At 59.6% G+C, this 14,769-nt stretch carries 12 protein-coding genes; 2 read left to right on the forward strand and 10 right to left on the reverse strand.

Annotated elements, in window-relative coordinates; translation table 11 throughout:
- Positions 1 to 28: 28 nt before the first annotated feature.
- The 5 genes from AB6Q56_RS07275 to AB6Q56_RS07295 form a co-directional block, all read right to left on the reverse strand.
- Positions 29 to 400 carry a hypothetical protein gene (locus AB6Q56_RS07275; RefSeq protein WP_434516410.1) on the reverse strand — a complete coding sequence of 124 codons (372 nt, stop codon included), beginning with the start codon at positions 398 to 400 and terminating at the stop codon, positions 29 to 31.
- 255 nt (positions 401 to 655) lie between these two features.
- A complete protein-coding gene (locus AB6Q56_RS07280; RefSeq protein ID WP_434516411.1) occupies positions 656 to 1,588 on the reverse strand; it encodes a T6SS immunity protein Tli4 family protein in 933 nt (310 codons plus the stop codon).
- Positions 1,573 to 3,345 carry a hypothetical protein gene (locus AB6Q56_RS07285; protein ID WP_434516412.1) on the reverse strand — a complete coding sequence of 591 codons (1,773 nt, stop codon included), beginning with the start codon at positions 3,343 to 3,345 and terminating at the stop codon, positions 1,573 to 1,575. The genes AB6Q56_RS07280 and AB6Q56_RS07285 overlap by 16 nt, the downstream gene beginning before the upstream one ends.
- A gap of 5 nt (positions 3,346 to 3,350) precedes the next feature.
- On the reverse strand, positions 3,351 to 5,420 hold the full coding sequence (locus AB6Q56_RS07290) for a DUF2345 domain-containing protein (protein WP_434516413.1): 2,070 nt from the start codon (positions 5,418 to 5,420) through the stop codon (positions 3,351 to 3,353).
- Positions 5,421 to 5,468: 48 nt separating this feature from the next.
- Positions 5,469 to 6,509, reverse strand: a complete 1,041-nt coding sequence (locus AB6Q56_RS07295; RefSeq protein WP_434516414.1) for a T6SS immunity protein Tli4 family protein — start codon at positions 6,507 to 6,509, stop codon at positions 5,469 to 5,471.
- Here AB6Q56_RS07295 and AB6Q56_RS07300 point away from each other — a divergent pair.
- A protein-coding gene (locus AB6Q56_RS07300) for an IS3 family transposase (protein ID WP_434513533.1) occupies positions 6,483 to 7,612 on the forward strand; the annotation gives its coding sequence in 2 pieces (ribosomal slippage) (positions 6,483 to 6,732 and positions 6,732 to 7,612; 1,131 coding nt in all). The two genes, AB6Q56_RS07295 and AB6Q56_RS07300, sit on opposite strands and share 27 nt — an antisense overlap.
- Before the next feature lie 95 nt (positions 7,613 to 7,707).
- Here the strand turns inward: AB6Q56_RS07300 and AB6Q56_RS07305 are convergent.
- Genes AB6Q56_RS07305 through AB6Q56_RS07320 form a run of 4 tightly spaced genes read right to left on the reverse strand, consistent with a single transcriptional unit; the run spans position 7,708 to position 12,558 of the window.
- Positions 7,708 to 7,983, reverse strand: coding sequence for a hypothetical protein (locus AB6Q56_RS07305; protein WP_434516415.1), 276 nt, complete (start codon positions 7,981 to 7,983; stop codon positions 7,708 to 7,710).
- Complete coding sequence (locus tag AB6Q56_RS07310) at positions 7,980 to 9,629, reverse strand: hypothetical protein (protein ID WP_434516416.1); 1,650 nt, start codon at positions 9,627 to 9,629, stop codon at positions 7,980 to 7,982. Before AB6Q56_RS07310 ends, AB6Q56_RS07305 begins: the two co-directional genes overlap by 4 nt.
- A 2-nt stretch (positions 9,630 to 9,631) precedes the next feature.
- Positions 9,632 to 11,926: a DUF2345 domain-containing protein gene (locus tag AB6Q56_RS07315; RefSeq protein WP_434517141.1), complete on the reverse strand. Its 2,295-nt coding sequence runs from the start codon at positions 11,924 to 11,926 to the stop codon at positions 9,632 to 9,634.
- A complete protein-coding gene (locus tag AB6Q56_RS07320) occupies positions 11,896 to 12,558 on the reverse strand; it encodes a type VI secretion system Vgr family protein (protein WP_434516417.1) in 663 nt (220 codons plus the stop codon). The genes AB6Q56_RS07315 and AB6Q56_RS07320 overlap by 31 nt, the downstream gene beginning before the upstream one ends.
- 128 nt (positions 12,559 to 12,686) lie before the next feature.
- On the opposite strand from AB6Q56_RS07320, the gene tssA reads away from it, so the two are divergent.
- Positions 12,687 to 13,937 carry a type VI secretion system protein TssA gene (gene tssA / locus AB6Q56_RS07325; protein WP_434516418.1) on the forward strand — a complete coding sequence of 417 codons (1,251 nt, stop codon included), beginning with the start codon at positions 12,687 to 12,689 and terminating at the stop codon, positions 13,935 to 13,937.
- A gap of 37 nt (positions 13,938 to 13,974) precedes the next feature.
- Here tssA and AB6Q56_RS07330 read toward each other — a convergent pair whose 3' ends face one another.
- Complete coding sequence (locus tag AB6Q56_RS07330) at positions 13,975 to 14,769, reverse strand: OmpA family protein (RefSeq protein WP_434516419.1); 795 nt, start codon at positions 14,767 to 14,769, stop codon at positions 13,975 to 13,977.

Raw genomic sequence — 14,769 nt, forward strand, 5'->3', positions numbered from 1 at the left:
GGAATCCAGCAATTCCTCGCCCAGCCGGCTATCTGGCGCTTGCCTTTGCGAAGCGTGATCGTCGAAGCGGTTGCCATAGCCGCTGTCCACAGCCAATTTCAGGAATTTCAAGAGTTCGCCGGGAGTACCGATAGAGGTAAAGGGGGGCACCGGTGGCGAGTCCTGTGTCGTCGGGGGTCAGATGGCCTTGCCCCAGGTGCTGGGCGATGGCGGCAATGGCTTCGCCGCTGAGGTTGTTGATGCCGACATGGGTGATGTCGGCGGCAAGGTATTGGTGTTCGGCCTTCGGATTGGCCGGATCGTGCGGCAGGCCGATGAGGTCGAAGTAGGTGCCGGGGCGCAGGCTGCGTACGGTGCTCCGGGTCAGCCAGCCGCTTTGCCGGGCTTCGCGGGATTCCATGGCGAGCCGGCCAGTCCTCAAGAATGCCGCCCTGTCGCCAATAGAGGACTCGGCCCGATTTTCAAGTTTTGATTCTGGCAGGTCCGTCAATATGCTGTTCATGCGCCACTCTGAAGACCTTGTGGTTCAGGTAACGAATGGCGTCGTGCACAGTCAGAGTCGGTATCTGATTCTGCTTCGTGAGTAGTGGAATCAGGCCGAGGGGCGCAGTGAGCAGCGCGCCGATAAGCAGCCGTCGCCTTTGCCGGTTTGCCATCATGCCGCTCCCGGTCGCAGGCGAATGGAATCGACGATGGCATCCCACAAAGCGAGAGCCTCTTCGTCGTTGACGAAGGATTGGGCGTTGGTCTTATAAGCGCTTTCGCCCACTTCGAGTTCGATGTTCAGTTGTGGCTCGGCGAGCGAGTCGGCTTTGCCCGGCGCTTCCCACTTGAAACCGTAACCACGTTTGCCGTTCTGCGTGCCCGCGACGAGGATTTCCTCCGCCCAGATCGGCCCGACAGGACGCTCGCGGTTGCGCAGGCGGACCAGCCCAAGTCCCAGACCAAGCATGCCAGCCACGATACCACCAGCCCGTTTGCGCAGTGTTTGTTCCGGATCGACCTTGCCTACCGCAAATGACGAGATTTCGAGCGAGACATCCGGCTTGCCTGCCAACTGGATGACCAGCGACCAGCTTTCTCGATTGAACCGGTTGTCCGCAAGGATCATGTCACCGGCCACAAAACCAATGCCTTCAGGAATTTCTCCGGGGCGGAGTTCGCGCCATTCTTGAGCGTAGCGTTCACGGCGATCAAGGGCAATTTTCTTACGTTCAGGATCAATCTCTCCTGAGTATTTCATCGCTTTTTTACCCGCTCGAAAGTAGCTATCAGAGCGATAAAAAATCTCTGAATGCGGTTCATCCCATGAAATCAGAGTTACCGCCCCCTGAGCATGCATTGCCTTCTCGATAAACAGGGAAGGATGCTTCTTGTGCGGTGTCGCTTTTAGCTCTGCCTCGCGCTGCTCGACAACCAGCTTGAAATGCGTGTCGCTCTTGATTGGCAGCGGTTCCAAAGGATCACCCGCAATTTTCCAATCTTCCAACAGCTTCACATCCCCCGGCACATCTACCAGATGCCGCCCGATGGCGTGGGTCTTCCAGCCTGTTTTCATGCTCGTTCCTTTGCTCATTTCTTGTGCCATTGCGCCTGTTGGGCAATCTTGATGATGGCATACATCGAGGCATACAGCGAACGCCCATGTTTGTCGCCATAACTCCCCTGGTGGTCGTAACTGAAATGCTCGTTGCACTTGCCCGGATTGCCTTGGCCGTGCGCAAAGCTCAGGGCGATACCAGCCTTGCCCGGCGCTTCGCCGGAGGGCAGTGGCACCGTCCCGTCGCCGGGGCAGTCCGGTTCGCCGATGCTGAGCTTGATGCCGCTGGTGGTCTTGAGTTCACCGTTGCCGTCATCGTCGGCAATCAGAATCTGCCCGGGCGTCAGCTTGGAAACCCCTTCGCCTTCCCAGGCCACCTCGCCCCAGGTAAAGAGATTCTTGCTCGCCATCAGACCACTCCCCAGCACGCCGCCGCGCCCCTTGTCCTTGTCGCGCTTCCCTTGCGCGCCGTAGTGGGCGTAGGTCGGAGTCTTGTATTTCTTCTCGATGGCTTCGTGGAATTTGCGTACATTGTTGATGGTCCTTGTTAAGGTCCTGCGTGGTGATTTTTCTCCCTCAGCTTTCTTATCACCAGAATCTTTCTCTCGCGGCGTCATCAAGCCCAGATTGGCCTCCGGCACCATGCCGTACCATGCCGGCGAGTTGTAGATTTCCTCGTAGGGATCGCCGTTTTCCGGCAGGGCAAGAATGACCTTGTCCTTGTCGGTCTTGTCGCGTACTTTCAGCCACGGCTTGCCGTCGTTGTAATCGGCGGTCGGGAGCAATTCCAGCCCCCCCGGCGCCTGCGACAGAATTGCCACCACGTCGGCGGCGTTCCGCCCCAGGAAGAGTTGTTCCACCCCCTCGAAGCCGGAGCGCATGCGTTTGTAGGTGGCGGGGGCGCCCGTCGCCGGCTGGACACCGTGGGAAACACCCATCACCTTGTTGCACTGGTGAATCTCGGTCAGCGAGCGGCTGACCAGCCCTCCCATGGAATGCGTGACCACGATCACTTTTTCCGCAAGGGGTCGGCTCGGCTTTTTACGCTGGATGCTGCATTCGTTCTTGCCTTCTCCATCCGGAGCTTCTTTGACCGTCACTTTCTTACCTTCGTTGTAATACGGCAGGATGACGTTTTCGATGGCTTCCTTGATCGCGGCGCCGGAGTCGCGGTTGCTTTGCAGCCAGTTGTAGCCGCCAGCCCAGATGTCGAACTGGTAATTGGCGGCATGCAGGATTTCTTCCTTGGTCAACGGCGCTCCGCCCGCCGCTCCCCAGTCGGCAGGAGCCTCCTGCCCTTGTTCTTTCGCCCATTCCTGCAAATCGGCCTCGCAACGGTTGAAGTCATAGACCGAAAGCTGATTCAGTTGATGCTGCAGTTTCCCCATGAAGGGATGATAGCTGGAGCGCATCAAGGCACCCCAGCCACGGGCGACGAGAACCTTTTCCGGCAAACCGCTATCGCCGGTATCCACGGGACCGCTGGGGTCGATTTCGACGGCAGGGGTGGTGAGATCGGCGGCCCGCTTTTCCGTACTCTTGAATGCGTAGCTGAAAAGCTGGGCAATCAGGTCCGCTGCACCGGCCAGATCAGCATTGGGAGGGCGCCAAGCTTTCTTTTTGGTTTTTGCGTGGCGCAGATTTGTCCCCATGATCCCCGGAATGAACAGAATGGGAATGACGTAGGGTTTGGCGAGCACGATTTTTTCTTGGGTGTCGTCAGTCGGCGTCAGGGTCGCCTGGCTGTATTGATCGCCATTTTTGTCAACAACGCTGCCGTAGAGGATGTGGTTGGCTTCAGTCATTTTGCTTAATCCAGCAAGCTGATCTTGATGATTTCGAGAAGGTCGCTCTTTTGAATCGGCGTCTTGCCTGCGGCATCGGTCATCACCTTGAGTTTCGAGCCATCTCCCCGGGTGATTTCAACCGCCGTGTTGGCCAGTGGCTCGCCGGTTGCCGGATTGCGGATAAGGTAGGCGTCATCAAACGTGGTTTTCGGCCACGTATTCATCTCCCGGCTCAAGCTCGTCGGCCCACTGAACGACTTCTTGCTCGCATGCACCTTGATCGTCCCCGGGCACTGCACGGTGATCCCACCATCAATGGTGATGCTCGCCCCGCCTTCCACGGCGAGGTGTATCTTCTTCGCCGCCGCGAAGTCGATGTGCTGGGTGGCGGAGATGAGTTTGACGTCTTTCTTGGCGAGGAACTTCATCTCGTCGCTCTGTGCCTGCAGGTCGATGTCGTCCTTGGCGGCAATGAGCTTGATGCCGGTATTGCCTTCACCCGGCGTGATAGCGCCGGCCAAGAGGCCGATGGCTTGGCCGGCGTGGATTCTGGCTTTGCCGGCGATGGCGAGGTTGGTGTCTTCTCCGCTTTCGAGGACGAGGGTTTCGCCGTTGGCGAATTGCAGGTTCTGCCCGGCAACGGTGGCGATGCCGGCTTTGCCGGCCTGGAGGATGGCGGGGTCGGTGAGCTGCGGGCGTTTGTCGGCGGTTTGGGTGTTCTTGTTGTGGGCGTCTGTCTTGGCTGCGTTTTGGTCCTTGGCGTCGACCATGCCGCTGGCGATGGTGTGGAGTGCTTTGAGGGGGGCTGCCTGGTTGTCGGCCCGGGATTGGTTGTTGCCTTGGGTGCCAAGGTGGGCGGCGAGTTGGACGGTGTGGTGGGTGGCGGTGGCTTGGTTGAGGGTTTGGGCGAGTTCGCCGGCTTGTTTGAGGAGTGCCATGGCGGGGGCCATGTCGCCGGCAGGTTGGGCGGGGGTGATGGGCCAGGTGCTGATGACGAGGCCTTGTCCGGCGCGTAGCGCGCCCCAGGCGTCGGTGCGCAGTTCGATGCCGGTGCCGCGGAAGCTGCCGCGGTAGTTGTCGGCTTGGTGGATGAGGTGGCCGAGGTTGAGTTCGCTGGCGTGTTGGGTGGTCTTGAGCTGGAGTCGTTGTTGCTGGTCGGTGTCGTCGAGGGCGAGTTGGGTGTAGCCCGCGCCGCCGAATTCTTTGCTCTTGAAGCCGCTGAGGGCGGCGGGGTGGTGGTGGCTGGTTTCGGCGGCGCCGTGCCAGGCGGGGCTATGGCCGCCGGCGGTGTTGCCTTGGCCGCTGGGGCGGTGGTCTGCTGCGGGCGTGAACAGGGGGTCGCTCGCGGCTTGTTGTCCTTGGCCGCCCGGCGTGGCGGTGATGCCGCCCTCGCCTTGCCCGTTGTAGAGGGCGCCGAGGATGACGGGGCGGTCGATGTCGCCGCCCATGAAGTCGACAAGGACTTCTTGCCCGATGCGCGGCAGCCATTGCCAGCCCATCCCCGGTCCGGCTTGCCGGTTGATGACGCGGACCCAGCAGCTGTCTCGGTCTTCCGGTACTTCGGCTTGTTGCCAGTGGAAGCGGATCTTGACGCGGCCCAGCGCGTCGCACCAGAGTTCGTCGGGGCCGCTGGGGGTGGTCTGGCCGTCGGGGCCGACGACGCGGGCGCTCATCGGGCCGGGGGCGGTGGGGCGCGGGTTGATGCGGGCACCCGTGCGGTCTTCGAGTTGCGGGCGCCACGGCTGGGTGTGATCGTGGGCGTCGAAGGTGTTGCCGTAGCCACGCTCGATGGCGAGTTTCAATAGTTCGGCCGGGAGTTCGCCGGGGGCGCTAATGGGGGTGAGGCTGTCTCCCGTGGCGAGTCCTTCGCTGTCGGTGTTCAGATGGCCTTGCTCCAGGCGCTGGGCGATGGCGGCAATGGCTTCGCCGCTGAGGTTGTTGATGCCGACATGGGTGATGTCGGCGGCAAGGTATTGGTGTTCGGCCTTCGGATTGGCAGGATTGAGCGGCAGGCCGATGAGGTCGAAGTAGGTGCCGGGGCGCAGGCTGCGTACGGTGCTGCGGGCCAGCCAGCCGCTTTGCCGGGCTTCCATGGCGAGGCAGTCAAACTCCCAGAAGGCCCGCGGGGTGAAACGACAAGCCTAAAAGGCACCTGGACGGCGACGTAACGTCGGAATAATCTTGTCCCACAAGGCTAGCGCCGCAGCTGGGCTAAGCGTTGCCTTTTCCAGATCTTTGTACAAACCAAGCCGTTCTTTCTGCTCGTCGGACAAGTCCGACGACTGCAATACGCGGAAGCCATTGAACAGTTCAAATATCACAAATGGCTTGTCTGCTCCTTTTGCAACCTCATTGCCATGGAGAGCAAACATCGTTCCCTGTACACGATCAGGCGTGGGGCCATGCCACAACCACTCTTCGAAGGGGTGCCCCGAAATATCTTTTTTCCCCTTGCGGATGGTTTGCGTACCCGATTCCTTCATTTCCTTTTCAACCTGACCACTTCGTTCAAGCAAGGATTTCTCTTCGTGCAGATCGCCATGTTCCTGAAGCATGAAGTAAACATCTGGTGACCCTTTCAGATCGAAAGCCATGCTTAACCCCTCCTCCTCAATTGCCGGACCGCTGATGAAACCGTTGGCAATACACAAACCCTTATCAGTGGGGATCGTGTTTTCCGCTCTGCCATGAACACGTTCGTAGAGCGATTGCAGAAGAGCAAGCTTTTGGGGAGTGTCATTTCTGTTTTTGTATTCCTCTATGACTCTCTTTTCAATACTCTCCCAAACTGTTCCTGCATTTTGCGGGTTTGGTCGTAAATCCCTGCCATCCGTTGCCTTGATTTCCATGTCGATCCGATAGCCGTTTTTCCAGCCAAGCAATTCCAGCACCCGCCCAAATTCGGCTGTTCCGCCCGATTCCACACGGTTGAACACTCGCCCAACAAAACCATCTGTAACAGGCTCCATGCTCTTTAGGAGTGGCCTGTCAGGTTTTCCATCCATATGTTCGCTACGCAATTCTCTTTCTCGTTCCTGTAATTGGTATTCAAACAGGCCGCGTGTCAGAGCCGGCCCCGGAAAATCGGACAGTAGGATAAGTGATAGCCTTGCTTCACCCACGGCCGCGTAGCGGCTTGAATGAGGAGCAAGAGCATGACGAGAAGGAAGCGGCGGAATCACTCGCCGGAATTCAAGGCCAAGGTGGCGATCGCTGCCTTGAAGGGCGACAAGACGCTGGCTGAACTGGCGCAGCAATTCGATGTGCATCCGAACCAGATTACGGACTGGAAGATGCAACTGCTGGAACGTTCGTCGGTTGTGTTTGGCGAGAAGCCGGCGAAGGAAATAGGACCGGACATCCAGACCATGCAGGCCAAGATTGGTCAGCTGACGTTGGAGAACGATTTTTTAGAAAAGGCGCTCACCAAGGCGGGCATGCTGAGCGCAAGAAGATGATTGACCGCAATCACGACCTGCCAGTGGTCCGGCAATGCCAGATTCTGGCGTTGGCACGGTCGACGGCCTACTACACGCCGAAACCGACCTCAACCGAGGAATTGGCGCTGATGCGCCGGATGGACGAATTGCATCTGGAGTTCCCATTCGCCGGAAGCCGGATGCTGCGCGACCTGCTCAGAAATGAGGGGCAGCCCGTCGGCCGCAAGCGGATCCGCCGGCTGATGCGGCAGATGGGCATCGAAGCCTTGTATCGCAAGCCGAACACCAGTCGTCGGCATGCGGCCCACCCGATTTATCCCTACCTGCTGCGCAACCTGAGCATCGAGCGGCCCAATCACGTGTGGGCGACCGACATCACCTACATCCCGATGCGCCGAGGCTTCGTCTATCTGGTCGCCATCGTTGATTGGTACAGTCGCCGGGTTCTGGCCTGGCGTTTATCGAACACGCTGACCACCGACTTCTGCCTCGAGGCATTGCAGGAAGCGATAACGCGTTACGGCACGCCGGAAATCTTCAACACCGACCAGGGCAGCCAGTTCACCAGCAGCGAATTCACCGGGCAGCTCAAAGCGAACGGCATTCGTATCAGCATGGACGGCAAGGGTTGCTGGCGTGATAACGTCTTCGTCGAGCGCCTCTGGCGGACCATCAAGTACGACGAGGTGTATCTCAAAGCCTATGAGTCCGTATCCCACGCCAAGGCGAGCCTGGGGCAGTTCATCACGTTCTACAACAGCCGGCGGCCTCATCAGGCATTTGCCGGCAAGACACCGGACATGATTTACTTCGCCGGCTTGCCGCAGGAACCCCTCGCCGCATGAAACCCGCGTTACCCACCGCGCCGGCCGCCTACGGTCTGAACGGACCTTCGGCAACCGTCACCGTGGATAACGCTACACCCGCAGGGCTCCACTTATCACCGTCGAAAATCTGTCCAAACAGCCGGGTCCTGCTCTGTCATCGGTGTCACCTTGATGGGAATCCCTTCCACGGTAACGGGGTTTGCCGGGTTGAGTACGAAGTCCTCCGGCAAATCGATCAAATAACGTCCTACGCAGCGGGTTGTCATGCGTTGGGTCAGCGCTTCGAGGCGTGATGTTTCTTCCGGTGTCATCTCGGGTACCTTGAATGAGGGGGAGCATGCGGTCATCAGCAGAGCGGCCATCGCCGCAAGGATATAGGCGCGCATCATTCGTAGCGCAGTGAAGTGTTCTGGATGGCTTGCGCTATCTGGACGATGGCGCGTACCGTAAATTGGCAGGCACGCAGATTGTCTGCGCCTTCGCTTGGCTTGTAAGCCGGCTCGTGTCCAACCTCGACCCGCAAAAACGAATGACAGCGCTGGCGAGGAGCGATGCCCGAGCGACGCGGTACCGTACCGTCGCCTTGTTCGTCGGGACCAGCCAGGGTGTAGGTTTGATGCTCACCTTTCAACCAGCCTTCGCCCGACAGGGGCGCTGCCACGGTTCGTTCTTCGTCAATTTGACCGTGATCAAGCGGACGCGCTCCCAAGACATCGGCTTCACGCTTGCCACGCAACCAACTACCGCCGTCGCCTTTCCAGATCACGTTTCCGAAGGAGTTTCTGCCCTCGCCACTACCGTAGAAGGCGTGCGTCGAGGGGTGATATTTACCAGCTATATCGGTATGGAATGGAAGCACTACTTTGTTGATCAAATCATTGAAAGCTATCCAATCGCGATCCATCTGCATCTTGCGCTTGACCGGATCGTATTCCTTGTTCAACGGATTCATCAGATGGTCCTCGCACATGCTCCACCATTTTCCGCGTACGGTATAAATTTCTTCGTAGGGATCCCCTCCCGTCGGTAGTGCGTGTTTTTTGTTGCCATCCTCGATCTGAAGCCATCCGTTGCCATATTCGGCAGTAGGCAGGAGTTGCAATGGCCCCGGTGCACTGGACAACACAGCAGTCATTTCTGCACCATCCCCACCCAGTATCTCGGACGCTGCTTTACCGGCAGCCCATTGCTTGACACCGCCGCCAGGGTTTTCTGTCCCAGCTTTGAAACGTCGATAGACTGCGGCAGCGCCAATGGCTGGCATGACGCCATGCACTACGCCCAGTATTTTTTCGCGATACCCAAGAACCTCTGAGCAACATCTAGCCACCAGCCCGCCCATGCTGTGCGTGACGACAATGACCTTCTCGACCTTCTTTTTTTCCTTTCGGTAGCGTCCGATGATGTCGTCAATGCGTTGGCCAAGCCGTTTGGCACTTTCACGATTGCTTGCCAGCCAGTTATAACCACAAGCGTGCACCGGAAAGCGATAGCGATAGCTCAATGCCACCTCATCGAGCGTAGGCGGCTTTTCGCCTTTTTCCGCGTGAAGATCCATAGCCATCAAGGTTTTTCGGACTCCGCCTCCATGATTATCGAAGTCGTTCAAGGCATTCTCGAGCCATACGAGCGCTTCACCATAGCTCATATGGCCTATCTCACCCCAGTAGCGGCGTTTGATCTCTTCTGCCGGCAAGGAGCTACCCAGTCCGGTTTTTCCATCGCCATAGACCTTCATTTCGCTTGGGTTCAGGATACGCTTCCGGGACTCCGGGCCTCGTCCCAGCCAGACCAACATGGTTTTTTCAGAGTCGAGCAACCATTTTTGCCCTTGATTGCCTTTACCGCTCCCAATCAAATTACTCCCCATCACACCCGGCACAAAAATAACGGGGATGACGCGATCAGGAACCATGTAACACACACCCACCGAATCGTCGGGCGGACTTGTGTTGGATTGCCAATAGGGATTACCCTTGTTGTCATACTGGACGCCAATGGCTCTTTGTTCCGGTGAGTTTTTTACGTCGCCCACTATCATTCCTCCGGCAATAGACGCAATTTGATTTGCTCTACAAAATCGCTTTTCTGCAATCCAGTTTTTCCATTGGCGTCCGTCATGCCTCGGATCATTGAGCCATCGGCTCTTACGATTTCATATTTGCGGTTTGCTACAGGTTTGTCGTCAATCGGCCATTTCAGGACCAACTCCTCATCGGTCCTGGTTTTCGGCCACGTATTCATCTCCCGGCTCAAGCTCGTCGGCCCACTGAACGACTTCTTGGAGGCATGCACCTTGATCGTCCCCGGGCACTGCACGGTGATCCCGCCATCAATGGTGATGCTCGCCCCGCCTTCGACGGCGAGGTGTATCTTCTTCGCCGCCGCGAAGTCGATGTGCTGGGTGGCGGAGATGAGTTTGACGTCTTTCTTGGCGAGGACCTTCATCTCGTCGCTCTGCGCCTGCAGGTCGATGTCGTCCTTGGCGGCAATGAGCTTGATGCCGGTGTTGCCCTCGCCTGCCTGGATGGCGCCGGCCAAGAGGCCGATGGCTTGGCCGGCGTGGATTCTGGCTTTGCCGGCGATGGCGAGGTTGGTGTCTTCTCCGCTTTCGAGGACGAGGGTTTCGCCGTTGGCGAATTGCAGGTTCTGCCCGGCAACGGTGGCGATGCCGGCTTTGCCGGCCTGGAGGATGGCGGGGTCGGTGAGCTGCGGGCGTTTGTCGGCGGTTTGGGTGTTCTTGTTGTGGGCGTCTGTCTTGGCTGCGTTTTGGTCCTTGGCGTCGACCATGCCGCTGGCGATGGTGTGGAGTGCTTTGAGGGGGGCTGCCTGGTTGTCGGCCCGGGATTGGTTGTTGCCTTGGGTGCCAAGGTGGGCGGCGAGTTGGACGGTGTGGTGGGTGGCGGTGGCTTGGTTGAGGGTTTGGGCGAGTTCGCCGGCTTGTTTGAGGAGTGCCATGGCGGGGGCCATGTCGCCGGCAGGTTGGGCGGGGGTGATGGGCCAGGTGCTGATGACGAGGCCTTGTCCGGCGCGTAGCGCGCCCCAGGCGTCGGTGCGCAGTTCGATGCCGGTGCCGCGGAAGCTGCCGCGGTAGTTGTCGGCTTGGTGGATGAGGTGGCCGAGGTTGAGTTCGCTGGCGTGTTGGGTGGTCTTGAGCTGGAGTCGTTGTTGCTGGTCGGTGTCGTCGAGGGCGAGTTGGGTGTAGCCCGCGCCGCCGAATTCTTTGCTCTTGAAGCCGCTGAGGGCGGCGGGGTGGTGGTGGCTGGTTTCGGCGGCGCCGTGCCAGGCGGGGCTATGGCCGCCGGCGGTGTTGCCTTGGCCGCTGGGGCGGTGGTCTGCTGCGGGCGTGAACAGGGGGTCGCTCGCGGCTTGTTGTCCTTGGCCGCCCGGCGTGGCGGTGATGCCGCCCTCGCCTTGCCCGTTGTAGAGGGCGCCGAGGATGACGGGGCGGTCGATGTCGCCGCCCATGAAGTCGACAAGGACTTCTTGCCCGATGCGCGGCAGCCATTGCCAGCCCATCCCCGGTCCGGCTTGCCGGTTGATGACGCGGACCCAGCAGCTGTCTCGGTCTTCCGGTACTTCGGCTTGTTGCCAGTGGAAGCGGATCTTGACGCGGCCCAGCGCGTCGCACCAGAGTTCGTCGGGGCCGCTGGGGGTGGTCTGGCCGTCGGGGCCGACGACGCGGGCGCTCATCGGGCCGGGGGCGGTGGGGCGCGGGTTGATGCGGGCACCCGTGCGGTCTTCGAGTTGCGGGCGCCACGGCTGGGTGTGATCGTGGGCGTCGAAGGTGTTGCCGTAGCCACGCTCGATGGCGAGTTTCAATAGTTCGGCCGGGAGTTCGCCGGGGGCGCTAATGGGGGTGAGGCTGTCTCCCGTGGCGAGTCCTTCGCTGTCGGTGTTCAGATGGCCTTGCTCCAGGCGCTGGGCGATGGCGGCAATGGCTTCGCCGCTGAGGTTGTTGATGCCGACATGGGTGATGTCGGCGGCAAGGTATTGGTGTTCGGCCTTCGGATTGGCAGGATTGAGCGGCAGGCCGATGAGGTCGAAGTAGGTGCCGGGGCGCAGGCTGCGTACGGTGCTGCGGGCCAGCCAGCCGCTTTGCCGGGCTTCGCGGGATTCCATGGTGAGCCGGCCGTAGCGTTCGGCTTCGCTGGCGGTGGCCCAGGCGTAGAGGCCGGGGTCGTCATAGCTTTCGAGGGAGGAGGCGTTTTTGCCGCCAGCCGCTTGATTGCCGGGGATGCCGAGGGTGACGCTTTTCTTGGCTTTGTAGTCGTAGCTGATCGCCGTGATGTGGTTGCTGGTCAGCCGCCGTTGTTGGCCGAAGGCGACGATGGTGTCCTGCTCTTCCTGGGAGTCGGCACGGTGGTAGCGAAGACCTTGTCCGCCATTGGCGGATTGCGAGAGGGGGCCTCCTTGTCTTCGTCAACGCACCAGCCGAGGCCTTCTTCGGCGAGTAGCCGGGCGATGAAGGCGTAGTCGCTTTCGTTGTATTGCACGCAGTAGCTGCGGGGGCGGGTGTCGGTGAGGAAGTCGCTGACTTCGTCGGTCCATTGCCAGGCGGCGATATCGGCGTAGTCGGCAAAGACGGCTTCGACGATCTGGACGACGGTCTTGTTCTGGAATACCCGATTGTGCCGACCTCGGCCGAGCAACCAGATCCAGGGGACGACGGTGAGGCGGTAGCGGGCGAAACCGCCATCGCTACCGAGTTTCTGCGCGGCGCGGACAAGGCCGCTGCGCCCGGCCCGGCCGCCGTCGGAGAGGCGGGTGTCGAGCGTGACGGAACGGCCGAGCAGGCGCTTGAGTTCGAGGTGGGCATCGGTGGAGAGCAGATCAATGCAAAACTCAAAACCCGCCGATAGCGCCTCCCTGCCCCACCAGGCTTCAACCGGCATGTCGGGGCCGGAACCGTCACGCCAGTGAAGTTCGTAGAGACGGGTCGTGGAGAGGAAGGGGATATCCATGGTGTCGGACTGTAGGGTTTAGTTGTACCGGCTGGAAAACTGCCGCCAACAATTCAAATAGCATGCAATTTTACGTGACGATCACGGATCACTGAAAGAAAATTTATTCATTCCGGATGATCCGATGATTGGCTAAAAGCCCCATTCAAACCCTGGAGCCTGCCCCAACAAACATGCCGTCCATGAATTTCTTGGATGATTTCAGCCCCTCATTCGACAGATCGCTAAGCACACCGGGACATTTGGCACAATATGCTATTAAACTATGCCAATTTCAAATACTGCCTCGAAACATGGATCATTTGCCTATTACATCTCCCTTGGCATCAAAGCATGGCCCTTGCGGGGAAGACCTCATCTATTCGGCCGAATTCGATCAGATCCAGGAAGCACGTCGCTTCGATGACCCTTCGCTCTCGCAGGGAGAATGGGTTACCGATGTCAAGGAGGCCGACTGGCACGGTGTTGCCCGGGTTTGCGAAAACGTCCTGATCAACAAGTCCAAGGATCTGCGCGTTGCTTGCTGGCTAATCGAGGCGCGCAGCAAGATTGCCGGATTGAGCGGCCTGGCCGACGGCTATGCGCTGCTTGCCCAGCTTTGCGAGGCGTTCTGGAACGACATTCACCCACAACCGGAAGATGGCGATATTGAACAGCGAACCGGAGTGCTGGACTGGCTTGCCAATCAAACCCCACGCCTTTTGCGCGAAACGCCCTTGACCGACTCGGCAAAGGGCAATTTCTCGCTATTGGACAACGATTCCGCACGGGCCACGGCCAAGCAGATGGAACGCAACCCGGGCCAGGCCGAGGAAATCGCCCGTAGCGCCCACGTATCGCTCGAACAGTTCGAGGCGGCGGTCAAGGAAACACCCAAGACGTGGTTCGCCGATAGCTTGCGCAACACCGAACGGGCGCGCGAAGCCGTCAAGCATCTCCAGGCCCTGCTCGATGAACGGATGGGTGAATATGCACCCGCTTTCGGACAAAGCTTCGAAGTTCTCGACGACCTCGCCCACTTCTACCAACGCCATGCGGGCAGCAGCTCCCCTGCGACACCGGCGCCAATAGCAGGAGCCCAAGTCGTCACGGGTAGCCCCCAGATCGAACGGCGCGAACCGACCATCGGCGAACCGCTCGCAGCTGACACCGGCCCGATCCGCTCGCGTGCCCAGGCAATTAGCCAACTGCAGGAGATCGCGGCTTTTTTCCGGCGTACGGAACCGCACAGTCCTGTGGCCTATCTGGCCGAAAAAGCTGCCAAATGGGGCACGATGCCATTGCATGAATGGCTGCGCACCGTCGTCAAGGACGACAGCGCGCTATTGCGGATGGAAGAATTGCTTGGCGTCGAACCCGGGCGCAATGACATGAATTGATGCTGTTCGGCAGTGGCTGCTGCCCTGCCGGATAGCATCAACGTCCGGCCAGGCGGAACTCGATTCGACGGTTTTTCGCCCGGCCTTCAACCGTATCATTGGAGGCAACGGGCTGATCGGGCCCGGCGCCGGATGCGCTCAACGTCTCGGCCGGTATTCCCTTGTCGATCAGATAATTGCGCACGGTATTGGCGCGAGCCAAGCTGAGCGCGACATTGGCCTGACGATTGCCCTGGCTGTCGGTGTGGCCGATCAGTTGAATCTTTGGGGTCCCGATCTGTTTGATTGCCCCCCCCATTTCATCCAGAATGGCTCGCCCTGCCGGCGTCAACGTTGCCGCACCGCTCTCGAACTCGACAACGCGGTTCGAGAGCGTTTTGTCGAGGACGCCCTGCGCTTCGCCAGCCGCAACGATCAGCCCGTTATCGATGGAATAGGTCGGGTTGAGCGAGGTGGCAATCTCACTGACCACCTGTTGCCGCAAGGCTTCATTGGCTACGTTGCCCTTGAGCGCGACCTGCGTACCGCTCACCTGCAGTTGCCCCTTATGCACCTGTTTCAGATTGGGCGTCAGTATCTTGGTCATGTTCTCCGACCAATTCGGAGGCGGGACCACGCCACCCACCTCCAATCGGTCTACGACGTTTTGCGTGCCATAGAGCTCGCGCAGCCGGGCGAGGATCGCCGCACGCGACGCCTCGTCGGGCACGCTGCCGCTGGCGACCACCTTGCCCTGATCCTCGCTCTGCCTGGCTGTTGCCGGGTTGGCCTGGGCACAGGTCGAGATGTGAAAGAAGAGAGAGCCAGCAATAAGCAATGGGGTGAGTTTCAT

The sequence above is a fragment of the Dechloromonas sp. ARDL1 genome (assembly GCF_051122455.1).
Taxonomy (GTDB): Bacteria; Pseudomonadota; Gammaproteobacteria; order Burkholderiales; family Rhodocyclaceae; genus Azonexus.

What these genes read in the sequence shown, in the direction of transcription:
- AB6Q56_RS07305 (WP_434516415.1), bottom strand. Translation starts at nt 7,983, where the DNA reads ATGATGCGCGCCTATATCCTTGCGGCGATGGCCGCTCTGCTGATGACC.
- AB6Q56_RS07275 (WP_434516410.1), bottom strand. Translation starts at nt 400, where the DNA reads ATGGAATCCCGCGAAGCCCGGCAAAGCGGCTGGCTGACCCGGAGCACC.
- AB6Q56_RS07320 (WP_434516417.1), bottom strand. Translation starts at nt 12,558, where the DNA reads ATGGATATCCCCTTCCTCTCCACGACCCGTCTCTACGAACTTCACTGG.
- AB6Q56_RS07330 (WP_434516419.1), bottom strand. Translation starts at nt 14,769, where the DNA reads ATGAAACTCACCCCATTGCTTATTGCTGGCTCTCTCTTCTTTCACATC.
- AB6Q56_RS07285 (WP_434516412.1), bottom strand. Translation starts at nt 3,345, where the DNA reads ATGACTGAAGCCAACCACATCCTCTACGGCAGCGTTGTTGACAAAAAT.
- AB6Q56_RS07290 (WP_434516413.1), bottom strand. Translation starts at nt 5,420, where the DNA reads ATGGAAGCCCGGCAAAGCGGCTGGCTGGCCCGCAGCACCGTACGCAGC.
- AB6Q56_RS07280 (WP_434516411.1), bottom strand. Translation starts at nt 1,588, where the DNA reads ATGGCACAAGAAATGAGCAAAGGAACGAGCATGAAAACAGGCTGGAAG.